The 23,890-nt window shown below is 33.9% G+C and carries 16 protein-coding genes and 2 pseudogenes; 10 read left to right on the forward strand and 8 right to left on the reverse strand.

Annotation, left to right across the window (positions count from 1 at the left end; genetic code table 11):
- Positions 1-6 precede the first annotated feature (6 nt).
- From FDY99_RS00500 to FDY99_RS00520, 5 genes and pseudogenes are all read right to left on the reverse strand, one after another.
- Positions 7-3,348 (reverse strand): annotated as a pseudogene (locus tag FDY99_RS00500) (SusC/RagA family TonB-linked outer membrane protein).
- Between the two features lie 6 nt (positions 3,349-3,354).
- A complete protein-coding gene (locus tag FDY99_RS00505) occupies positions 3,355-5,937 on the reverse strand; it encodes a zinc-dependent metalloprotease (protein WP_139418644.1) in 2,583 nt (860 codons plus the stop codon).
- Positions 5,938-6,040: 103 nt separating this feature from the next.
- Positions 6,041-7,624 carry a sensor histidine kinase gene (locus FDY99_RS00510; RefSeq protein ID WP_139418645.1) on the reverse strand — a complete coding sequence of 528 codons (1,584 nt, stop codon included), beginning with the start codon at positions 7,622-7,624 and terminating at the stop codon, positions 6,041-6,043.
- Positions 7,625-7,956: 332 nt separating this feature from the next.
- A complete protein-coding gene (locus tag FDY99_RS00515; RefSeq protein WP_139418646.1) occupies positions 7,957-8,343 on the reverse strand; it encodes a hypothetical protein in 387 nt (128 codons plus the stop codon).
- A 121-nt stretch (positions 8,344-8,464) separates the two neighbouring features.
- Positions 8,465-8,650, reverse strand: a complete 186-nt coding sequence (locus FDY99_RS00520; RefSeq protein WP_074228403.1) for a hypothetical protein — start codon at positions 8,648-8,650, stop codon at positions 8,465-8,467.
- Positions 8,651-8,846: 196 nt separating this feature from the next.
- Here FDY99_RS00520 and FDY99_RS00525 point away from each other — a divergent pair, with 196 nt between their 5' ends.
- Positions 8,847-11,330, forward strand: coding sequence for an AsmA family protein (locus tag FDY99_RS00525; protein WP_139418647.1), 2,484 nt, complete (start codon positions 8,847-8,849; stop codon positions 11,328-11,330).
- Between the two features lie 11 nt (positions 11,331-11,341).
- On the opposite strand, the gene FDY99_RS00530 is transcribed toward FDY99_RS00525, so the two are convergent.
- Positions 11,342-11,677: a winged helix-turn-helix transcriptional regulator gene (locus FDY99_RS00530; RefSeq protein WP_139418648.1), complete on the reverse strand. Its 336-nt coding sequence runs from the start codon at positions 11,675-11,677 to the stop codon at positions 11,342-11,344.
- A 159-nt stretch (positions 11,678-11,836) separates the two neighbouring features.
- Between FDY99_RS00530 and FDY99_RS00535 the strand changes: the two are divergent.
- The 9 genes and pseudogenes from FDY99_RS00535 to FDY99_RS00575 all read left to right on the forward strand — a co-directional run bounded on the left by FDY99_RS00535 (position 11,837) and on the right by FDY99_RS00575 (position 21,506).
- A pseudogene (locus FDY99_RS00535) lies at positions 11,837-12,649 on the forward strand (DNA alkylation repair protein).
- A gap of 124 nt (positions 12,650-12,773) precedes the next feature.
- Positions 12,774-13,154: a hypothetical protein gene (locus FDY99_RS00540; protein ID WP_139418649.1), complete on the forward strand. Its 381-nt coding sequence runs from the start codon at positions 12,774-12,776 to the stop codon at positions 13,152-13,154.
- Positions 13,155-13,179: 25 nt separating this feature from the next.
- The gene (locus FDY99_RS00545) at positions 13,180-14,043 is read left to right on the forward strand and encodes a hypothetical protein (protein WP_228448712.1); all 864 of its coding nucleotides are present in this window, start codon (positions 13,180-13,182) and stop codon (positions 14,041-14,043) included.
- 95 nt (positions 14,044-14,138) lie between these two features.
- Entirely contained in the window at positions 14,139-14,756 is a 618-nt protein-coding gene (locus FDY99_RS00550) for a hypothetical protein (protein ID WP_139418651.1), read from the forward strand.
- Between the two features lie 428 nt (positions 14,757-15,184).
- Positions 15,185-16,339 carry a porin gene (locus FDY99_RS00555; RefSeq protein WP_139418652.1) on the forward strand — a complete coding sequence of 385 codons (1,155 nt, stop codon included), beginning with the start codon at positions 15,185-15,187 and terminating at the stop codon, positions 16,337-16,339.
- An 18-nt stretch (positions 16,340-16,357) separates the two neighbouring features.
- Positions 16,358-17,788, forward strand: coding sequence for an anion permease (locus FDY99_RS00560; RefSeq protein WP_139418653.1), 1,431 nt, complete (start codon positions 16,358-16,360; stop codon positions 17,786-17,788).
- A gap of 267 nt (positions 17,789-18,055) precedes the next feature.
- The gene (locus tag FDY99_RS00565) at positions 18,056-18,712 is read left to right on the forward strand and encodes a succinate dehydrogenase cytochrome b subunit (protein ID WP_139418654.1); all 657 of its coding nucleotides are present in this window, start codon (positions 18,056-18,058) and stop codon (positions 18,710-18,712) included.
- Between the two features lie 11 nt (positions 18,713-18,723).
- A complete protein-coding gene (locus tag FDY99_RS00570) occupies positions 18,724-20,640 on the forward strand; it encodes a fumarate reductase/succinate dehydrogenase flavoprotein subunit (protein WP_139418655.1) in 1,917 nt (638 codons plus the stop codon).
- A gap of 116 nt (positions 20,641-20,756) precedes the next feature.
- Positions 20,757-21,506 (forward strand): succinate dehydrogenase/fumarate reductase iron-sulfur subunit, encoded by a 750-nt coding sequence (locus FDY99_RS00575; RefSeq protein WP_139418656.1) that lies wholly within the window; start codon positions 20,757-20,759, stop codon positions 21,504-21,506.
- A 6-nt stretch (positions 21,507-21,512) separates the two neighbouring features.
- Here the strand turns inward: FDY99_RS00575 and FDY99_RS00580 are convergent, their stop codons facing one another.
- Together FDY99_RS00580 and FDY99_RS00585 are read right to left on the reverse strand one after the other, a co-directional pair.
- Complete coding sequence (locus tag FDY99_RS00580) at positions 21,513-22,658, reverse strand: ABC transporter permease (RefSeq protein ID WP_139418657.1); 1,146 nt, start codon at positions 22,656-22,658, stop codon at positions 21,513-21,515.
- Positions 22,655-23,821, reverse strand: a complete 1,167-nt coding sequence (locus FDY99_RS00585; protein WP_228448713.1) for an ABC transporter permease — start codon at positions 23,819-23,821, stop codon at positions 22,655-22,657. The genes FDY99_RS00580 and FDY99_RS00585 overlap by 4 nt, the downstream gene beginning before the upstream one ends.
- Between the last annotated feature and the right edge of the window lie 69 nt (positions 23,822-23,890).

The following is a 23,890-nucleotide window of genomic DNA, read 5'->3' on the forward strand; positions in this document are numbered from 1 at the left end:
TAAATTTTAAAAAGAAACATTAAATCCTACTGTAACCGATTTTGTGATAGGCTGTGCATAAATATTACCATACGTTTCAGGATCGAAATACCCTTTATATCCATTACTGAAAACAAATAAGTTACGACCTTCTACACTTAGTCTCAAGGCACTGATTCCCATCGGACTTGTAAATTCTTTAGGCAAAGTATATCCTAAACGAATACTGCTGATTCTTAAATAACTGATTTCTTTTGCCCAAATATCAAGAAGACTGTAAGCATTAGAACGGTTATCAGAAAGCCATTTATTACCCATCCAACCAGGATTTGTTTCCATATCCGGACTTGTAATTCCCGGAAGTGAACCACCTGCGTTGTAAATATCTTTGGTATAATTTCTTCCTCTATCCAGCTCCATTCCACGGTAAGAAGGTGTTTGCAATACCGTTTGTTTTATATTAAAAGTAGCAGAAACGGTAAAATCGAAATTACTGATCTTAAAGGTGTTGATAATACCTCCTGTAAACTTCGGATCTCTGTCACCAACATAAGTGAAAAGGCTTCTCAGTTCTGCATTTGAAAGTTTAGAATCTACCAATTGACCAGGAAGGAAATCTGCATACACATCATATAATGCGAAGAAATCTTCAATTTTCACTTTTTCATTTCCTTTCCAAAACATTGGGTTTCCGTTCTCGTCCATTCCTGCAGTTTTCAATGCAAAAACAGCGTTTACCGGAAGACCTTCTCTTGACGGAAGCAATGCATTGTCACGAGGTTGCTCGCTAATTACATTACTCTTGTTGTGTGCAAAGTTGATCGTAGTTGACCATTTGAAATTATCTTTGTTGATGTTTTTGGTAGAAACAGCCAATTCAAATCCCTTGTTGGTTAAACTACCCCAGTTCATCATCGTATATTCAAAACCTGTTTCCAATGGAGTTTCTTTCATGCTGATCATATCTGTTCCTTTTCTGTTGTAAACATCAGCAGTAAGGTTGATACGATTGTTGAAAACTCCTAAATCAAGACCAAAATTCACGTTAGTCGTTTTTTCCCAACGAAGTTTATCGTTTGGAGGACTTATTACGTTAATAATATTTTCTTTTCCACCCGGAAGAATAGTCGAATCACTGTATTCACCAATAAAGAACGGTGACGTGTTGCGGTCAATATTTCCCTGCAAACCATAAGAAGCTCTTAATCTAAGGTTAGAAATAGCAGAAAGATTCTTCATAAAATCCTCTTTCGACACCAACCAAGATCCAGAAACTGCCCATATTGGAAGATATTTGTACTTTTTATTTACTCCGAATAAATTGGTACCGTCATATCTCACACTTCCAAAGAAGGTATATTTCTAATCATAAGTATAAGAAGCCGTTGCAAACATTGAAGCATACGCATTCTCAATCGGAGGCATTTCTCTGTAAGTTTCATACTTTCTTTCAGCTGCAAAATTCGAACTTGGAAAAACAATAGCCGTTGATCTTCTTGTTACAGAATCATAACCGAAAGCTCTTGTAACTGTAGTGTTATCTTCAGTTTTACGAAGTTCAGTTCCTACCATCAAATCGATCTCGTGTACCGAATTAATTTTTGTGCTGTAGCTTCCCTGTAATTTCCAGTTGTATTGGAAGAAACTATTATCCCAGTTTTGTTTTACTCCACCATCCGGTAAAAAGTAACGGTATGCGCCATCTTTGTAATAACGTGTTCCCTCTTTCATCTTTCTTGTGAAATAGGTATTTTCTGCTGCAAATTTCTCTGTCTTATTACCGTCATACTGAAGGCCTAACTGTGAAGTTATTTTCAGACCTTTTGCCAGTTTATAATCTAAATCGAAAATCGCTTTTAATGATTGATTTTTCAACGTATAACTTGTATTTTCTCTTTCTTCTAAAAAGTTGAAAGGAATGTATCTGTCTTCAAAACCATCGATATCCTTATCATATCTGTAACTTCCGTCTGCATTGTAAGGACTCAAATATGGATTGGCATTTCTTGAATAGTTGATCGGACTGATAGAGGCATCTGCATCTGTAACAAATGATGTTCTCTCACTTTGTGTACCAAAAACTGACACTCCAAAATTAAGTTTATCATTTATTTTATAATTGTTTTTTAACGTCAAATTATAACGTTCGAAACCAGTTCCAATCGTTGTTCCTTCTTCATCATAATATCCTAAAGAGAAATAATAATCTGAACGGTCACTACCTCCGGAAATACTTACTCCATACTGTTTGTTGATAGCATTTTGATACAATAATTTCCCCCAGTCTGTATTGCTGTTTCTTAACCCATCGATTTGCTGACGTGTCAACATATTTAAAGCTCCTAAACCTCCGTTTCTATACGCATCAAGCTGTCCGTTTTGAGTTAAGATCCTCATCACTTCCCCTTTATCAGTACGATATGTTAAGTCGGTACGATTGGCAAGCATTAATTCTAGATCTACTTTTTCGGAAGCATTTAAAAGATTAAGTTTACCAAAATCTGGACGCGCAGTAATAAAAGTATCTGCTGAGAAATTAACTCTTAAACTTCCTTTTTTTCCTTTTTTAGTGGTAATTGAAATAACTCCATTTGCAGCTCTTGCTCCATAAATAGCTGTAGCAGCAGCATCTTTTAGAATGGTAATATCTTCAATATCATTAGGATTTAATCCTGCAATAGAAAAATTCTGAAGCTGATCGATATTATCTTTATCACTAAAATTAGGCACATCATTTCCTTCCAACGGAAGACCATCAATTACCCAAAGTGGATCTTGAGGCCCCGAAAGCGAAGCTGTACCACGAATTCTGATTTTTGCCGGACTTCCGGGAGCTCCTGTTTCCGGTGTAACGGCAACTCCAGCAATTTGTCCTGCCAATAATTGATCTACACTGGCAACACCAGCTTGCTGAATATCGTTCATCTTCACTGTAGTTACGGCGGAAGTTTGCTTACGTTTTTCAATTTTCTGATATCCGGTGATAATTACTTCCTGAATATTATTTTTTTCTGGAATATCGTCACTTACAACAGGAATCAAAGTAATATTATAACTAGTTTGCCCTTCGTAAATCTGAATTATTTTAGGTTCATATCCAAGATAACTTACCGTTACAGATTTTGTATCTGCAGGGATTTCTAAAGTAAAATTTCCGTTCTTATCTGTGATGGTACCGATAGAAACACTTTCAATAATTCCGGTCTGATTCGTTTTTGTAGAAACAGACTGTGTTTCAATTTTTATAGATGCTCCTGCGATTACTTTTGAAGTATCTCCGTCATCAATTTTTCCGGTAATGGTTTTCTTTTCCTGGGCTAATGCAATCTGAGCCGCCAAAAGAGGTAAAAGTATAAATGCTTTTTTCATAACTGATTACTTGTTTAAAGCCTCTTTAATACGGATGATTAAGTCAGCATAATGAGCCTTAGAGGCATCATCTCCTTTGTTTTTACTTTTATTCAATAAATTCAACACTTTCTGAAGCTCTGCTCTTTTGTAAGTAGTAACTTCAGACACTCTTTTCATAGATGAATAATTGATATTCCTAAGACTTTGAGCTTCTTCCTGGAAATTACAGATCATCGGAATATTCAACGTTTTATCTGTTTTAATTGCTTTCACAGCAGTTTTTTCAAATAATTTGTTCACTGAAACGATCAAGGCATCCACATAGTTTTTCTGCGTCATTTTTTCAAGGATTGTCAAGCTTCCTTTTTTATTGAAAATTGAACCTCTTACCTGATCAAATAAATTCTCAACAGTATAAATTTCTTCTTTAGAACCAGCAACTTCATGTTTCAATTCATTTTCCAGCATTCTCAACAAACGGTCATCCATAAATAATGAATAGAGATTACCATACTGCATTCCTCTTGCTAAATTGTAAGGAGTCTGCTCAAATGGTCCCATTGGAGAGTTTTTAACAGGATACGTTTTCTCAGTAATAGGATTGAAGAACAACCATTTCGGAAGATTTATCGAGTTTTTAATTAAATAATCAACCGCTCTCTTCTGCGTTTCGGCAGGAACTGCTTCATAAGCTTTTTTCTTGCTTCCAAAAACAGTATTATCTAAATAAACTCCTCCTACATTTGCCATTACATGACCCGAATACAAATCCCATTGTCCGATAGCTCCTAAATACAGTTTTCCTGCATCGGTATAGCTTTTTCCGTCTTCATAAGTCCATTTTAAAAGATTATCGATAACGATCTTTAAATTTTTCATTCCATATTCACTGGCCTTCATCGCATCATCACCTAAATCTTCTGATTGTGAACGAGGATCAATAGTTTCTAAATAACTTTGCTGTTCACCATAAAAATAAGTTGGATCATCTTGGTGCTTTTCTATTAAATTTCTCAACGCATTTTTCTCAGAAACCGCATCAGGATACCAACGGTAACCCCATTCAATAGCATATTTATCATACATACCGATTTTTGGAGTGATTGAGGTAACCCCATCTTCCGGTTGCGCTACATAATTGTAACGTGCATAATCCATAATCGAAGGCGCTGTACCTCCCATTCTATCTGTAAACTCTTTTGAACGTAAAGATTCTACAGGGAAAGCAAATGAAGAACCCATATTATGTTTCAAACCAAATGTATGACCTACTTCATGAGAAGAAACAAAACGAATTGCTTCACCCATATGCTCATCACTAAACACATTTCCTCTTGCTTTTGGGTCAATTGGCCCGGTCTGAATTCTCATCCATTCCTGAAGGGAGGTCATTACATTATGCCACCAGATAATATCAGATTCAATGATCTCACCACTTCTGGGATCGACAACCGAAGGTCCCATCGCATTAGATTTTGGTGAAGCTGCATAGGTAATCACCGAATATCTTACATCATCAATATCAAAATCGGTATCATTTTCATCCGGCATTTTTGCGATAACGGCATTTTTAAAACCTGCCTTTTCGAAAGCAACCTGCCAATCATAAACTCCTGCTATAATTTTTTCACGCCATTGAATGGGTGTCGCGGGATCAATATAATAAACGATAGGCTTTTTAGGCTCTACCAATTCTCCTCTCAGATACTTTTCTTTGTCTTCATCTTTAGGTTCCAAACGCCATCTTGTAATAAAACGTTTTTCATCCATTCTCTGTTGACGGTCATTAAAAGCCCAATGTCTTTCACTGAAAAAACCAACTCTAGGATCATCGGTTCTGGAATTCATCGGCACTTTAGAAAGCAATACAATATTGCTCGTCACACCCAATGTCACAGGCAGATCTACCCCTCCTTCATTCACCGAAGTGGTCAGTTGAGATTTAACCACAAGATTTTTAGGGAATGTTTTTACATTTTCAATATAAGAAAGGTTTGATTTTACCGATCCTCCAAGACCAACATTCGCCAAAACATCATTAAAACTTTTTTGGTTTCCGTCAAAAACTTTATTTACTTTGATCGCCACCGAAGTAGAGTCAGCATTTTGTGCTTCAATATCAAAAACTTCAATAACAGATTCTGAAAAATTATCTTTTACAGATCTTGTGATTACATCATTTTTGGGAGATGACACTTGCGGAACCACCGTTTTAACCCATATTTTTTTGGCAACACGATCACGGTGAAAAGAAATTACCTTATTTTCATAATTCATTCCCTTGTTTAATCCTGCTTCATTCACTTGCATCGGAACTTGCGATAGTTTATTCACAACCAAAAACTGGCGTCCGATTAAACTGTCAGGAATTTCAAAATAAATATCTGTTTTTACCTGGATCGTATTAAAAAGTCCCTTTTTATAAGTCCCTTTTTTGATCAGTTCATCAATTTTTTTGGTTTTTTTTGAGGAAGTATCTGTTTTAGCAGATTTCTCTTTGTCGGTTTTTACAGTATCTTTTTTCTGTGCAAAAGCTGCCGGAGAGGCTAAACTAAGCCCCAGATACAGCGCAAGCCTGTAATTCTTCATTAAAATAGTACATTTCATGCCCTCTAGGTTTTCAGTAGGCAAAAATATAACCTACAAAACTACATCTATATTAATAGGGAGTGAAAGGGTGAATTATGGGAGTGAATGGATTTTTAAACTTTTAATCCATTACTGGTAAGAAGCAGATAAAATATCCATCTTTAATAGATATATCAAGATTATTATTCTTAAAATACCCATAAATCTTATTTAAATAATCTAATCCGAATTTTTCGCTTTGTACTTCTTCCGTCTTAGGTTGCCAAGTATTTTTCACAATAACTCCACCTTTTTCAACGGTAATAATAATGGCTAAAGGATTATCTATGGTTGCAATATTATGTTTTATAGCATTCTCTGCAACAAGCTGTAGCGATAAATAAGGAATTCGTTTTTCTAAACTTTCTTCGTGATTGATAATCAATTCAAAACTAATTTCTTCGTCGAACCTGCTTTTCAGAAGATCCATATATTGTTTAATAAAACTTATTTCCTGCGCCACAGGAACCAGATTTTCTTTCGGTGGTACAATAAGATATCGGTAAATCTTTGAAAGATTCATTGTAAACTTCTGTGCATTTTCTCTATTAAGACCAATCAACATGTAAAGAGAATTCAGTGAATTGAAAAGAAAATGCGGATTGATATTATTTTTAAGCTGCTGAAGCTGGTTTAACGCTTCTTCCCTGTGCATTTTTTCATTCTCAACAAGAAGCAGGTTTTTTTCAGACTGTATTTTTTCTTTCTCCTGAAACGCCATATTGGTCGCTCTGTAAAACAAAATAAATACCGTCACAATAAGAAGTAAAGCCGCCAGAAAAATATAAACAGTGTATCTTTTTGTTTGATTTACACTTTCATCGATCAGAAAACTCACATAATTAACTGCTGCATATCCTTCAAAATTATCAGTCTTTAAAGGCTTTATAAATCGGATAACTTCTACATCAAGATATTCTGAAATGGTATTCCTTTCGGTATATCTTAATTCGGTTTTGCTGGTTAAGGTATCTTGTGGCTGAATATCTGTGAAATCAAAAATATTTTTTCCTAAAAACTTTTTATCAGGATGCGTGATACAAATTCCCTCTTTTGAAAAAACATGAGTATACGTATTCGGAGACTGATCTATCGTTGCAAAATACTGATGAAGATTATCAAGACTTACTGCAGAACCGTAATACAGCATATCTTTATTTGCCTGTATCAAAGAATCGTAGCTTAACCAATAAATACTGTCGTTATGACTAATGATGTAATTATTAAAATTACCGGGTCCATTATTTTTTATTTTGGTATACTTTTCTACCTTTTCATCTTTTTTGAGAACATCCGATAAAAGATCTTTATTGCCAGATTCTCCTGAAACACCGTTATAGTAATAATACCAACTGTACGGAACGAGCTTTCGTCTTTTATTTAAACTATTTAAAACCGAAGAATAATCTTTATAATTTTTCAGACCATCTTTCTGAATCAAAGCACGCAGCAAATACTGATAATCTTCGATGTTTCTAAATTCTTTTTCTACCGTTTCATATTTCCTCAAAAAAGTTTTTCTGGCAAAATCTTCATTATTTTTTCGGCTGTCTTGAGTGATAAGAAGACTAAGAACAGCAAAAGCCACCGCCGCAATAAAACAAGCAGATAAAGCCGCAATAAAAACGGATCTTTGGGTAAGTGCATGTTTAAAATTAATCTTCAAAACCTTCTGATTTATTATTATTTACTTTAAAATAATTTTGTTATTAAATACGACTACAACCGATAAACTATTTTGTTTTGTTAAAAAAAAATAAAAGAAAATTTATTTGAAATTATTCAGAAATCAGCAGCGAAGATACATAATTTTTCAAGCACAAAAAGTGAGTTTTTAATTCAAATTCTGAGAATTAGAAATCTTAAACTACTCTTTTCAAACATAAATTTGTTCAATTAAAAGCATTATTTGCTATTAAAACATAAAATAAAAGGAACCGAATAATTTATTCAGTTCCTTTTATTTTATGTGACGAAATTTATTTATCATTACGATTTTTAATGAAAATTGTAAGACAAACGGTAAACATCTCTGAAGTAAATTTCAGTTTCTGAAACTTCTTCGTATTTAGGCATTTGGGTGGGAGATTCCGAGAAAGTTATGCTTTTGATTACGGCTGGTAATTTTTTCGCTTTTTTCTTGCATCCACAATATTGAAGATCATTTTTCTGATGCTCTTTTAGCTGAAGAATTTTTACTTCAGTGTATTCAAGTTGTTCAGCTTTATTAAAACTGGACTGGTTGAAAGTAAAATAAGGCTCACCATGATAAAAATAGTGATCTACAATTTCCTGATTATTTTTCTGAGACGAGTCGGCGTAGGTTGAAGCATGATATCCGCTACATTTTTGGCAAAAAGCCACCTTGATAAAAATCTGTTCCATACGTTAATTTTGCTATGGATTGTATAACAGATAGCATGCCATAATCGTCTGTGAAAACTAAATTATTTGTTTTTTACATTTTTTCATGTGCAATAAAGCTGTAAAAATCAGTAATGTAAAATTAGCTCTCGTCTTTCGTATTTTTCACAAGACTTATCCCGGAGAAAAAGAAGATGAGTCCAATAACACCGGCAACGGCAAGTGTTGTGTAAGCGGTACTTTTATTAATTAATTCATACCCTGTATAAATTAAACCAACAATTCCTAATACTGTAAGAATAGTTCCGAAAATTCTTTTAATGTTCATGATAATATTATTTTAATGACAATAATCAAGATATGTGCCTTAAAATATTTTGAAAACACAAAAACATTATTTCCCGCTGAAACTAACTATTTTTAATTGTACAAAATAAATTTTCAACAGGATTATGTAGAAATAAAAAATTCTATTATTTGGAACATGTTTTGTTTATTGTTGATTATAACACATTTACAAAATGATGGAAAAAAAACTTTTAAAAAAGAGAACACCAAGAAGAAGAGTAATTCTTTGGACTTTCATTGGATTTGTGACATTATTAGCCATATTTCCATTTGCATTAGATTTTTATCTGCAAAAAAAACTTCCAGACCTCATCAATGAAAAAACACCATACAAAGTGGTGCTTAAAGATTTTAATTTAAGTTTACTGAAAGGTAATCTTACTGTCAACAATCTCGAAATCACCACAAAAAACCTTAAAGATCAACACATTACCCAAATCAATGGAAAGATAAAAAATCTTAATATAACAGATGTAAGTATTTGGAAAGCTGTTTTCAGCAAGACATATCACGCAGATCAATTTACACTTACTGATTCTGATATTAAAATAAAGCTTGCCGCTTTGAAGAAAGACCAAAAGCCGAGCAATAAAAAAATTGATCTTCATATCAACAATATTGCATTGCATAACGTAAATGCGGATGTTGAAAACGGTCTTGGCAAAACGGTTTTTAAAGGACAACGCATCAATGTAAATCTAAAAGATATTAAACAAAGTGCCAACAGAAATAAAATACCGATTGCATTTTCAGAATTTAAAATTGATGCAGAAAATGTACAGATTGGCGTTAATGAATTTTATGAAATTAATGCAAAGAAAATTGACGCCGCCAATAAAACACTGCAACTTGTTCAATTTCATTTAAAACCGATACAGGCTGTAACACAATATAATTCTAAAAATGTTTTTGATTTTTCAACACAAAATTTGTCTGCAAAAGACTTTAACATCAGTCAGGATTCGTTGATCGTTTCTGATATTACCTTTACCCAACCTGACCTGAAAGTATATTCTACCGGAAAAAACACTTTAGATAAGAGTAATAATTCTAAAGAAATCGACTTGAAGATTGGTTTAAAAAATATTACTTTTCAAAAAGGGAAAATCAATGTTTTTCAGGCTGATAAAGAAAAAACGGCTTCAGTTGAAAATTTTAATTTTAAGATGAGTGATATCGTCTTCGACAAGAATACCGTTAAGGAAAAAATCCCTTTCCGCTTTACGAAACATGATATCGAAGCTGAGAATATTTACTTTAAGGCAGATCAGTTGCAGGCTGTGAAAATTAAAAGTATTGCTTCTCGCAATGCCAATATTACTATTGACGGTTTTCAGGTTTTAGCATTGGGAAAAAGCAGTACAAAAGATGTATTTTCCGTAAGCACAGATCAGATTAAAATTTTAAATAACAAAAGCAGATATATCGGTCAGAAACTCGATATAAAACTTGATGGAATAGAAGTAAATAATCCATCAGTACAGATTACATCGGCAACAAAAAATAAGAAAAAAAATCAAAAAGCTACTACTCCTCCACCTTTTACTGCTCATATTGGTTTTATCCGAATCAATAACGGGAAAGTTTCTCAAAAGAAACAAAATGTAGAAAAACTTGCCGTTGGAAAAATCGATCTTAAAGTGGATAAGATATTTAGCAATACTGAACTCTTCAAAAAAGATATTCCTTTCAAAACAGAAAAAAATTATGTTGATGCCAAGAATATTCGTCTTGATGCAGGCAAATATTATTATCTGAAAGTCGCAGAAATAAAAAGTACAGGAAAAAATACGGACATCAGTGAATTCAATTATCTTCCAAAATATTCAAGGGCAGGCTTCAGTAAAGTAATTGCTAAAGAGAGTGATCTGTATACCATTAAAGTAAAAAAGATCAACATCAAAGATCATAATACACAATTGGGTAAAAACAGCAGTATTGATCTCAGCAAAATAAGCATTGATGGTCTACATTGCAATATTTATCATGATCTCGCTCCGCCTGATGATATTGCGGTAAGATATCTTTTCAGTAAGAAATTACGTGATGTGAAAATTCCATTATTCATCAAAGAAATATCTATTAAAAACTCAGATTTAGAATATGAAGAAGATGCCGAAAAAAGCAACATTCCGGGGAAACTGACATTTAATAATTTCCAGGCACTGATTACGAATGTAAATAATGCTAAAATAAAAGGGCGACCTACTGTTATCAATACTGATGCATCTTTTGATTTTTACGGAAAAGCAGAAACTAAGGTCAACTGGAAATTTGATGTTAAAGATCTCGCCGATAAGTTCACCATTAAAGGAGACGTACAGAAGCTTTCTGCCGATAATGTCAATCTGTTTGTGCGTCCGTATTTAAATATTACTTTGGATGGAAATATTGACTATTTAAAATTCGATTATTACGGATCTCAAGATGGTATTGCTGGGAAGTTTTATTTCAAATACAATGACATGTACGTAAACTTCCTGAATAAAAAAGGAAAAGAAAGGAAATTCTTAAATACGATTGCCAATTGGTTTGTGAAAAATGAATCTAAAGGAGAACCGGGGCATGTTGTTATTGATAAAAAACGAGAACCTGAAAGAAGCTTTTTCAGCATGCTTTGGCAAGGAATTATGGAAGGTCTCAAGAAATATTTAATTTAATCTACTTTAAATTATTCTTTTTCCGGGATTAATAATTTTCCCCAATCGTTGAGCTGCCACAGAATTTCGATCAATCTTTCGCCTATTTCGGTTAAAGAATATTCTACTCTTGGTGGCAGTTCATTGAAACTTTTTTTACTTAAAATTCCATCTTCAATCATTTCACTGAGCTGTTTGTTTAAAACACGTCTGTCGACTTTTCCAATTCCTTTTAAAAATTCGCTTGGGCGCTTTTTCCCTTCATTAATTTGCCAAACGATAGGAACTTTCCATTTTCCGCTGATCGAATTTACAGCAATTTCTAATGGACAAATTTTATTTTCCATTGTTCTCTCCCCTGTTTTCATATTATTGACTTTTTTATCCCTATGTGCTTAAAATATGCGGTATTGCCGATATTAAAAAGCTTTCAGAGATTTGCAAAATTAATCATAATATAAGGATATAAATATATCTGATACATTTATGAGCGTAAAAGATTTAATTAAAGAAATACGACAATTATTATGACAGAAGTAAAACGCAAAGGTTCTCGATCTGCAAAAGAAATTCCTAAAGAAATTTTAGACCAACTAAATCGTGGAGAAATTGAAACGGCAAATTTAGTTGAATGGCTAGCTGTCGATCAAAGGCTTTTGCTGGAAAATTTATTGAAACAATTTGACAGAACTCAATATTTACAACCAATATTAAACGATATTGAAAACCTAAAAAAGAAAACGGTAAATACTATTAACGAAGCAATTGGAACAGGACTTTTTGAGCAGTCTTTGAAAAATAATGACGCAGAAATACTGGCAATTATCACCAATCATACCTCTGATTTAATTCGTTGTTGGGCAACATACACGATCGGGAAAAATCAAGCATTAAATATCACTCAAAAACTTGAAAAAATTCAACCATTTTCAGCTGATAAACATTTTGGGGTAAGAGAAATTTGTTGATTAGCCGTAAGATCAAGCATCGCAAAAGACTTATTAAAAAGTATTGCAATATTATCCGGTTGGACAAATCACAAAGACGAAAACGTAAGACGGTTTGCAAGCGAAGCAACACGATCGAGAGGTGTTTGGTGCGAACATATTGAAGAACTGAAACAAAACCCTGAACTGGGTTTGGTAATTTTAGACCCTATGAAATCTGACAAATCAAAATACGTGCAAGACAGTGTTGGAAACTGGCTAAACGACGCAAGTAAAACACAGCCTGAGTTTGTAAAATCAATTTGCGAAAAATGGAAGGATGAAAGCCCAACTAAAGAAACAGCTTACATTATAAAAAAAGCATTGCGGACTATTGAAAAGTTAAAGAATTAATTTATAAAAAATAAATATCTCCCTTTGATTGGAATTTTGTAGATTAGAGTAACATTTTAGTTTTGAAAATTGATCTAAAAGCAAGATATTAAAATAGCAACCATAATCATAAAAAACATTTAAAATGAAAAAATACATATTCACTTGTTCTTTAGTTTTTATGCTGATTAGTTGTGGAGCAATTAATGGAAATTATGCCGATACAGCATTTTATGCAAAAAACACATCTGAAAAAAATATTTCTTTTGAAGCCGGAATTTTTAAAAATTCAATGTCGATGGGAAGGTATGAAGTTAAAAATAATTTCCAGGTAAAACCGAATGACAGTATTCTAATAATCAGAACGAGCTTTAAAAAAGATTATGAAAATCCGCAGCATATGTTCCCTACTTTCAATGTTTTTCCTCCGGAAAACGTAGAATTAAATGATGCTAAAAATCCTCAGAACTGGAAAAAATACACCAAGGAAAATCTTGTTATTTATACATTCACTTTAAACAAATAAAATGAAATCATTAAATCTTTTCTTCATGCTTATTTTTTCAGTTTGTTTTTCACAGGAAAATAATGTTCTTGAAAGACTTTCTGTGCTGAACAACAACGGAAAAATATGGTACAATATTGATGGATACAGTATTACCAGCGAAAAATTTAATAATACTTTTGACGAGAAAGGTTTGAAAAAAGTTTTCAGAAAACATCAGATTACAGATTCGGATGTAAAAACAAAAGACAATCAAATCAAATTCAACAATCTATTGATTTCTAAACAGCAAAAAATAGCTGACAATAATTTCCAAACCAATAATTATTATTTTATTGAAAATCCAGACAAAACAGTTTCTGTAATTTGGTTTATTAAAAACGGAAAAACAGATAAAGAAACAGAAGAGAAAATGGTCAACTTAATCATCGAAAATAAAATTCCTGAAGAAAATTTTGTTCCGATGAAAATCACTTCAATCAATTTTGCCGGAAGAAAAATAGAACTTGGAAACAGCTGTTACTGGACTTTTCTCAATACCGTTCAATGTCCTTATTTAGGAGAAATGAACTGGTCTGTTCATAGAAATTTAGAGAGTGCTAAAGAAGCTATTGAAAATCAATTAAACATTACAAAATCTAAAAAAGGTGGAAAAGTAGCTTCGGAAGAAATCGTCGATGTAGAATTTGAAGGAGTACAGACTAAAGCTAAAAAAGTAATCTATGATTTTACAGGAGTTGCTTCTGCTTTGGCAGGAATGTCGGGCGGAAAAAACTTAACCGTTTATTATGTCGCTGAAAAAGTAAGAAATAAAAATGTTAGCTGTGTAATGAGTTTTTGGAACAACGATCAAATCAATCCTGAAACGAAGCTCCCTCCTCTTTTAGAAAAAATAATGAAGCTTAAATAAATTTGTTTATTTAGGTGAAAATAAAAATTTAGAAGCAATTCTTTTAATTAATTTTAATTTCAGAAAGCCAGTTCCAAAAATTTACTTGAAAATCGATGACAACAATACTTCAGAATAAGTTAGACGAAAAATTTACAGCTTGGATCATTAAATATATTTCACCAAATTTTGTTGATGAAATTTATTTGGTTTGGTTTACTGATAACGACGCAGAAAGCACAGATAAGTTATTAACTTTTGAAAATGGTAAAGTTTTTTCATCAAAAAATATTGAAAATATTGAACTTGAAATTATAAATAAAAAAAAGGAAATTGAAAATTATGAAAGAGTAATTTCCTGGCTTAATGAGGAAATTAATAACGACTCAACTGAAGACAATTTTTATGATATAAAATTTCTTCTGGATCAAATCGAACAAAATAATTTTTCAATAGATGTTATAGAGCTTTTCACCAACTATATTAATCTTTTTGGAGATTATGCAAGACAAGACGAGAAAAACAATTTTTTATTAACGTTTGAAAGCCAATCTTCTATACAAAAATTATGGAACTATTATTATGAAGCTATTTTTTGGCCTAGATTTAATAATAAAAAAGAATTTGAAAACTCAAAGCCGGCTTCTTTAGAAATAGATAAATCAGAATTACATTTACAGCTTTCAGAAATTATTAATGAGTTTGATAGTCAAATTCAAATACCGAATTTCTGATACTTAAAAAAAGATTTTAGGCTTATAAATTTATTTTACTGATTATTGCATTGATTCTCTCATTCGGTGTGAAATATCTTGAGACAAGGTTATAAACAATCTCCCCAACTCTTTTAAATTTATAGTTTTAAACATCCTTTATTTAATGATTTGAATAAACTTCCGACAATTACTATGTAATCAATTATAATATTTATACAGGAAATTTTCATTCGTTTTCCAACATAATCACTTTATTCAATGATTGTTATAAATAAGGGTTGATTCAAATAAAGTCCGAGTAAATTTGCACAAGTTGAAATTTAAACCATTATTAATCCAAACAGCGTGATTATTAGTATTTATTTTCTTAATTTTAAGGTAATTTAACACTCATCCTAATTAGGATTGTTAAAAAAAGCTAACACACCAAGAAACATTATAAGAAAATGAGTACTTTTTTAACCGTAAAAAAGCATCTGCTTTTATCTTTCACAACATTCAGTTTGGGTTTGACGGCACAAGTCCCCGATTCCATAAAAACACAATCGGAAGACCCTGTAAAATATCCTCAACTTCAAATTAAAGGTCTCTTTCAGGCGCGCTATTTGGTCGGTACAAGCAAAGATGTTGATGTTAATGGGCTGCATCATTCCGATGGTTCGGGAACCAATAATAATTTCATGGTGAAATATATGAGGGTTCAGGTTAGGGCGCAGATTAGTAAACGTACTGAAGTTGTAGCGTTGGCAAATCTTGCAGACTTTAAAAACGATCCAAAATCAAGAGTTCTCGAAAATGCCTATTTAAAATATACTTTCAATTCAAAACTTGCACTTACTGTAGGGCAATTCAGACCTTGGTTCGGTATTGAAGAAACCTATCCTATCGATATCATTAAATCTTTAGACTGGTCAAATCAATACACCGAATTTGGGAAATTGGGCTGGACAAGTTTTCAAATTGGAATGTCTGCAACAGGTCAGGTTGAGCTAGGAAATATTCCTTTTCAATATGCCGTTTCTGTAGTGAATGGAAATGGTAAAAATCAGGTGAATGATAATAATGATGGCAAACAATATTCCACAAGATTGGTTTTTGGTTTGGTTAAAAAATATAATTTTAATGTTGGTCTAAATGGTGGTGTAGGTGATGCTTTTGGCAAGAAAATTTACGCTGTAGGTGTCGATTTAAGCTCATTAATTAATTTCGATTCAAAATGGAGCCTCGATATGCAGCTGGAAGGAAAGCAGGCAACCAATCATCCTTTATATTTTGCGGTCACGCCAGAATTAAGACCTTCAAATCCCGATGAGTATCTAATTCGTGGAGCTTATTTTCTTCCCAATTTACGATACGAGATCAATCACAAAAATTTAAGCGCTTTCGAATTATCTTGCCGTTACGAATATTTAGATACCAATTTTAGGTTAAATTCAAATCCTAGACAAACGGTTACCCCAATGTTCGGTTTGGAGTTTCTTAAAAATTATGGCGCCAGAATTCAACTCGGAATGCAGTTCGACCGATACAAACATCAGGTAGAAAATACCTCTCAATACAACAATAATTTATTCATAGTTCAAGTCCAAAGTAGATTTTAATCCGTAAAACTAACTATTATGAAAGAGATTAACATTAAAGCGGTCGCCATCACATTTGCGGTTGCGCTTATCATTTGGTTTATTCCGGCTCCGGAAGGTGTTGCTGAAAATGCATGGCATCTGTTCGCTATTTTTGCAGCCACTATTTTAGGAATCATCCTTAAAGCCGCTCCAATGGGAACGATGTGTATGATGGCCATCGGATTTACTGCTTTGACGCAGGTTGTCGCTCCGGGAGATGCCGGAAAATCAATCACAAAAGCGCTTTCAGGTTTTGGAGACAAAGTAATCTGGCTGATTGGGATTTCATTCTTTATCGCAAGAGGATTTATCAAAACAGGTTTAGGAAACAGAATCGCTTTTTTGTTCATCAGAGTTTTCGGAAAAAGTTCTTTGGGTTTAGCTTACGGATTGGGTTTGGCAGACGTTTGTCTGGCTCCTGCAATTCCTAGTAACACTGCGAGAGGTGGCGGAATTATTTATCCGATTATGAAATCGATGGCAATAAGTTTTGATTCGCTTCCCGATAAGCCCGAAACGCACAGAAAATTAGGTTCTTATTTGACATTGAATAGTTATTACATGAATCTCATCGCTTCTTCCATGTTTTTGACGGGAACTGCGAGTAACCCGATGTGTCAGAAATTCGCAGCCAATTTAGGAATCAATATTACTTGGATGTCTTGGGCTGCAGCAGGTTTCGTTCCGGGATTGGTCGCTTTCTTTGTCGTTCCTTTGGTTTTATACAAATTATACCCGCCTGAATTAAAGAAAACTGGTGATGCTCCGAAAATGGCAGCTCAAAAATTAAAAGAAATGGGCCCGATTTCTAAAAACGAATGGTTAATGCTTTTTGCGTTCTTCATTTTATTAGCCCTCTGGATTTTTGGTGGCTCGCTTTCTATTGATGCAACCACAACCGCTTTTATAGGATTAACATTACTTTTATTAACCTCAGTTTTAACTTGGGAAGATGTAAAGTCAGAAAAAGGAGCTTGGGACACGATTGTGTGGTTTGCAGTTTTAGTCATGATGGCAAGTTCACTTAATGAATTAGGATTTATCGGCTGGTTTAGTGATTTAATTAAAATGAAAATCGGTGATATGACTTGGACGCTTGCTTTTCCGGTGATTATTCTCGTCTATTTCTTCAGTCACTATATTTTTGCAAGTGCAACCGCTCACGTTGCTGCAATGTACGCTGCGTTATTAAGTGTTGGTGTTGCGGTAGGAATTCCTCCGATGTTGTTGGCGATGATGCTTGGTTTCATGGGCTCTATTTATGGTGTGTTGACACATTACGGTCACGGTCCGGCTCCTGTGTTTTTTGGAAGCGGATATGTTGATTTAAAATCTTGGTGGCTCAGAGGTTTAGAAATCGGAGTTGTTCTGTTTATTATCTACATGGGCGTCGGCGGACTTTGGATGAAAATATTAGGATACTATTAAAGTTTGTTTAAATTTTAATAGTTGGGAATCGCAAAGGCGCAATTTATAAAATATTCTATTATTAAGACGCAAGGATTTTATCTGCAATAAAATTTAACGGTTTTTATTTTTATATTCTTTCTGCAGTTTTTTAGTCAAACTGAGCGAAGTCGAAGTGATTTGCGCCTTAAAAAACTGAAAAGATAAAAAAACTTGCCTTTGCGTTTTCCAACAAAATATCTTTCTAATTTTTTGTAAAAGTTTAAATAAATTCAAAAACAAAAAAATATGCTGTCAACCTTATCAAGAAAAATGCTGATGTGCCTTACAGGACTTTTCCTGAGCTTCTTTCTGTTGATTCACTTCTTGGGAAATCTTCAGCTGTTTTTACCACAGGAACAGGCGCATCTTCAGTTTAATGCCTATTCACATTTTCTTTCGGGAAATATTATCATCAAAATGGTTTCCTATGTTTTGTATGCAAGTATTATCCTTCATGCTGTGGATGGATTAATCATTACTTTAAAAAATAAAAAATCGGGCGGAAATTATCAAGCTGACAGACGAGGAAGAGCCAGTAAATGGGCATCCCGAAATATGGGAATTCTGGGAACGTTATTATTAATTTTTCTGGTTATTCACTTTCAAAATTTCTGGTATGTTTACAAATTCGGAAACCCTCCTTTGGATGAAAACGGAAATAAAGACCTGTACATTTTGGTTGTAACTGTTTTTAAAGAATGGTGGTACGTTATCATTTATGTTTTATCGATGATTGCTTTGTGTTATCATTTAATTCATGGAATTTACAGCGCTGTCAGAACTTTAGGATTATATCATCCGAAGTTTGTAAGATGGTTTAAAACGATCGGAATTGCTTATTCAGTCATCATCAGTGTTGGGTTTGCCTTGATGCCAATTTATGTATTCTTCACCGCCAATTAAATTGAGAAACTATGATTTTAGATTCAAAAATACCGGAAGGTTCTTTAGAACAAAAATGGGATAATTATAAAAAGAAAGCCAAGCTCGTCAATCCGGCTAACCGAAAAAAACTAGACGTTATCGTTGTCGGAACAGGTTTAGCGGGAAGTTCTATTGCTGCATCATTAGGCGAAATGGGTTATAATGTAAAATCATTCTGTTCTCAGGACAGCCCAAGAAGAGCCCATTCTGTTGCGGCTCAAGGTGGCGTAAATGCTGCAAAAAATTACAAAAATGACGGCGATAGTGTTTACAGAATGTTCGTAGACACCTTAAAAGGTGGAGATTTCAGAGCCCGTGAAGCCAATGTTTACCGAATGGCAGAATGTTCTTTAAATCTTATCGACCAAGCCGTTGCGCAGGGTGTTCCGTTTGGAAGAGAATATGGTGGTTATTTGAACAACCGTTCTTTTGGTGGCGTTCAGGTAAGCCGAACATTTTACGCAAGAGGGCAAACCGGACAACAATTACTTCTGGGAGCTTACCAAGCTTTGATGCGACAGGTCGGAAAGAAAAGCGTTCAGTTATTTTCAAGACATGAGATGCTGGATTTGGTTATGATTGACGGAAAAGCAAGAGGAATTATCGTAAGAAATTTAGACACCGGAGAAATTGAAAGACACGCCGCCCACGCTGTTGTTTTAGCAACAGGTGGTTATGGTAAAATTTATTATTTATCAACTTTGGCGATGGGTTGCAACGGTTCTGCTATATGGAGAGCTCATAAAAAAGGTGCGTTAATGGCTTCTCCAAGCTGGATTCAGGTGCATCCTACTTCATTGCCACAATCAGGAGATTATCAGTCGAAATTAACTTTAATGTCTGAATCGTTAAGAAATGACGGCAGAATCTGGGTTCCTCTAAAAGAAAATGAAACCAGAAAAGGCAACGACATTCCCGAAAGCGAAAGAGATTACTATCTGGAAAGAAGATATCCTGCTTTTGGAAATTTAGCCCCAAGAGATATTTCATCAAGAGCTGCAAAAGAAAGAATTGATGCCGGTTTCGGAATCGGACCGTTGAAAAATGCCGTATATCTTGATTTTTCTAAAGCCATAAAAGAACAGGGAAAAGAAAAAATTCAGGAGAAATATGGAAATTTATTCGATATGTATCTTAAAATCACAGGTTACAATGCTTACGAAGAACCGATGATGATTTCCCCTTCTGCACACTTTTCGATGGGCGGACTTTGGGTTGATTATGAATTAATGACCACTATTCCGGGATTATTTGCGTTGGGTGAAGCTAATTTTGCGGATCACGGAGCCAATCGACTGGGTGCGAATTCTTTGCTTCAGGCTTCTGTAGATGGCTATTTTATTGCGCCTTACACGATTGCCAATTATTTATCCAATGAAATTCATACCGGAAAAATTTCAATTGATAATCCTGAATTTGATAAAGCAGAAAATCAAGTTAAACAACAAATTGAAGGTTTTATCAATATTAATGGAACAAAAACAGTCGATTATTTCCATAAAACATTAGGTAAATTACTTTACGATTACTGCGGTTTAGCGAGAAATGAAGAAGGTTTAAAATACGCCATCGAAGAAATCCGAAAATTAAAACAGGAGTTTTATAAAGACGTAAAAGTTTCAGGACAAGGCGACACCATGAATAGCGAACTCGAAAAAGCAGGTCGTGTTGCTGATTATTTTGAAATTGGTGAACTGATGTGTTATGATGCATTAACCCGAAAAGAATCTTGTGGTGCCCATTTTCGTGAAGAATACCAAACTCCGGATGGAGAAGCCTTGAGAAATGATGCTGAATTTCAATTCATCTCGGCATGGGCCTGGAAAGGTGAAAACAACGAACCTGAACTCATTAAAGAATCTTTGATTTTTGAAGAAATACAGCCGACTGTAAGAAGTTATAAATAATATTGAAGTAAAAAGGTGAAAGTTAAAAGAGCCAAGTGGTTGAAGTGAAGATATTGAAAAGAAGCCATTGATATAAAACTTAATCCCAATTAAAGATTACAAAAAACACAGAAATTATGGATTTACACTTAAAAATATGGAGACAGAAAAATAATCAGAGCGAAGGAAAACTGGTAAATTATGATTTAAAAGAACTGAATCCGCATATGTCTTTCCTTGAAATGTTGGACACCTTAAATGAAAAACTAATCGTTGAAGGTGATGAACCCGTAGAATTCGACCATGATTGTCGAGAAGGAATCTGCGGACAATGCGGAATGATGATTAATGGTTTAGCTCACGGACCTTTAAAAAATACCACAACCTGTCAGCTTCATTTACGTTCTTTTAAAGATGGAGAAACGGTTTTAATAGAACCTTTCCGAGCGGATGCTTTTCCGGTAAAAAAAGATTTAAAAGTTGACCGTTCTGCCTTCGACAGAATTATTTCTTCCGGTGGTTTTGTTTCCATTAATACCGGTCAAGCTCCCGATGCCACGGCAATTGCTGTTACGCATCAAACCGCCGAAGAAGCTTTTGATTCTGCTGCCTGTATTGGTTGTGGAGCCTGTGTTGCAACCTGTAAAAATGCAAGTGCGGCTTTATTTACTTCAGCAAAAATTACGCATATGGCATTGCTTCCACAAGGAAAAGAAGAACGAAGCAATCGTGTTTTAAATATGGTAAAACAAATGGATGCTGAACATTTTGGTCACTGCTCTAACACCGAAGCCTGTGAAGTAGAATGTCCGCAAGGAATTTCTGTTTTAAATATTGCCAGAATGAATTATGAATACAGTCGGGCTTTATTTTTTAGAAAGAAATAAAAACCTTTATATTTTCACTAAATATTTTATTCTAAGAATTAAAAGAAGTTCAAAAACAATCCATAAAACAATCAAATGAATTACGGAACTTAGATTTTCAGAAAGCGAACCTCCTGCTTGTACAATTGAAATATAAGTTTTGAGAAACGGGGATGTTGGCAACATATCAGACAAAATCTGAACAAATCTTGGCAATGCTTGATATGGCATAGAATATCCCGTAATTAAAAAAATAGGATAAGACGAAAATACCAAAACCTGAAATGCAAAAAGTTTAGTTTTAAAGAAACTGCCAATCAGCATTCCAAAAACAATGATTGTTGCAATAAATAATGCAGAAACAACAGCAAGGTCGAAGTAATTTCCTCTGACCTCAACATCAAAAACTGAAAAATTGACTACTGAAAAAAAGAAACCGAAAATCATAAATACAACAAAATAAAGCAGACTTTTTCCAAAAATCATTTTAGAAATGCTCTGCTTTGAAATTTGATAAAGATTTAATAATTTCTTCTCTTCTCTTTCTGATGTAAATGCTGCTGCAACACCAATCAAAAGAGTTTGCTGTAAAATAATGGCTAATAAACCGGGCAAAAGAAACGCACCGTAAGTCATGCTTGAATTGTACAACGGACGATAATCCATATTAATAGGATTGGTCATTTTCATCGCTTCGTCCTCTCCCATTCCTTGTTTATTAAAATATGTTTTTCTTACGCCTGCTCCAACGGTAAGACAAACTTTTGTAGCGGTACTCAGTAAATCGCTTGAGGGTAAAAATCTTGAAGCATTCAAAACTAAATTCACATTCGTCTGTTTCAACGAAAAAATATTCTTTTCAAAACCTGACTGAATATAAAAATAGCCCTGAACTTCTCCCTGAAACATCATTTTCTGAGCTTCAGAAATATTTGAACTCGGTACAATTTCTATCATTGTAGTCGAGTTTAATTGTTGTGTCAATGTTCTGGAAATCGCAGTTCCATCGTTATCAATCAACGCCAATCTTACTTTTTCTTCACCTTTATTCAGGTAAATACTTCCATACATAAATGCATAAAGAATCGGCGCCAAAAGCAAGATCAGAAACAGACTCGAATCTTTTGAAACGTTTCTAATTTCTCTTTTTAGTATTTCTAAAACCTCTTTCATGCCTGATTTTCTTTAAGATATTGATTTATTTTTTTCTGAAAAAATACAACGCTCAAAGGAAATGTGACTCCAATAAAAACCAGCAATTTTACAATTTCAGGAGTAGCATAAGACAATGGAAGCTCCATAAAATAAAGCTTAATAAATCCGTCTAAAAAGTGAGTATAAGGCATGATGTCTGCATAAAACTGGTCGTACCAAGGCATTGCCCATCTCGGAAATGTAAAACCGCTAAAAACAAATGCAGGCGAAGTAAAAAACAAAGCAACATCCGTTACAAAAAGAAGGTTGTTGGAAATTGCAGAAAGCATCATTCCAATTCCGATACACGCCAGAGACATTAAAGTATAAATCAGGAAAAAATTAAAATCGGTTTGTGGTTTTCCCAATTCATAAACAGGAAAAACAACGTAAGCGACCAATAAAAATAGAATCCACGAAATACAAAGATGAGCGAGCATTTTTCCGATCACGATCTGCGAAGATGAAGTAGAGATCTGTAAAAGTTCATCAATGGTGTTTCGTTTAAATTCAAGATTTAAAATTAAAACTGCTGCAACGATCAGCGCCATTTGAAGTCCAACCGTTATCAATCCCGGAGTAAGATACATCTGATAATTAAAATCCGGATTGTATAATGTTGTTGTATTGAGTTTAATAGGTTGTACCAAAGTATTTGCTTTTTCAGCAGGCATTCCTTGTTTTTCGGCTTTTTGAAGAACAACTGCAAGACCACCTTTAATAATTACTCCAGCAGCACCTTTGTAAATCATTTTTGCAGGAACCAGATAAGCACCGTTGGTATAAAGCGTGATATTCGACTGATGATTTTTCTTGGCATCCGACTCCAGATTTTTTGGAAAATGTACCGCTCCGAAAATCTTTCCTTCCCGCATTAATTTCTCAATTTCTGCATTGCTGTAAACCGTTTGAGTAAAGTGAATATACTCATTATGTTCCATCATATCGATCAACGTTCGCGAAACAGAAGATTGATCTTCATCCCAAACCGCCATTGGAAGCTCTTTTGCAAATTGTTTCTGATAAATAAATCCGTAAAAAAGAAAAATTATCGGCGGAATGACTAACAGGATCACGTAGAAATTAGGAATCGAAAAAATTCGTTTCCATTCCCGGATCATGATTTGGCTGATGGTTTTCAATAGTTTTAATTTTTCTGAATTAAAAATTTAATACATGATATTTTTTTAAACCGCAAAAGGTACAAAAGG

It is taken from the genome of Chryseobacterium mulctrae (assembly GCF_006175945.1).
Taxonomy (GTDB): Bacteria; Bacteroidota; Bacteroidia; order Flavobacteriales; family Weeksellaceae; genus Chryseobacterium; species Chryseobacterium mulctrae.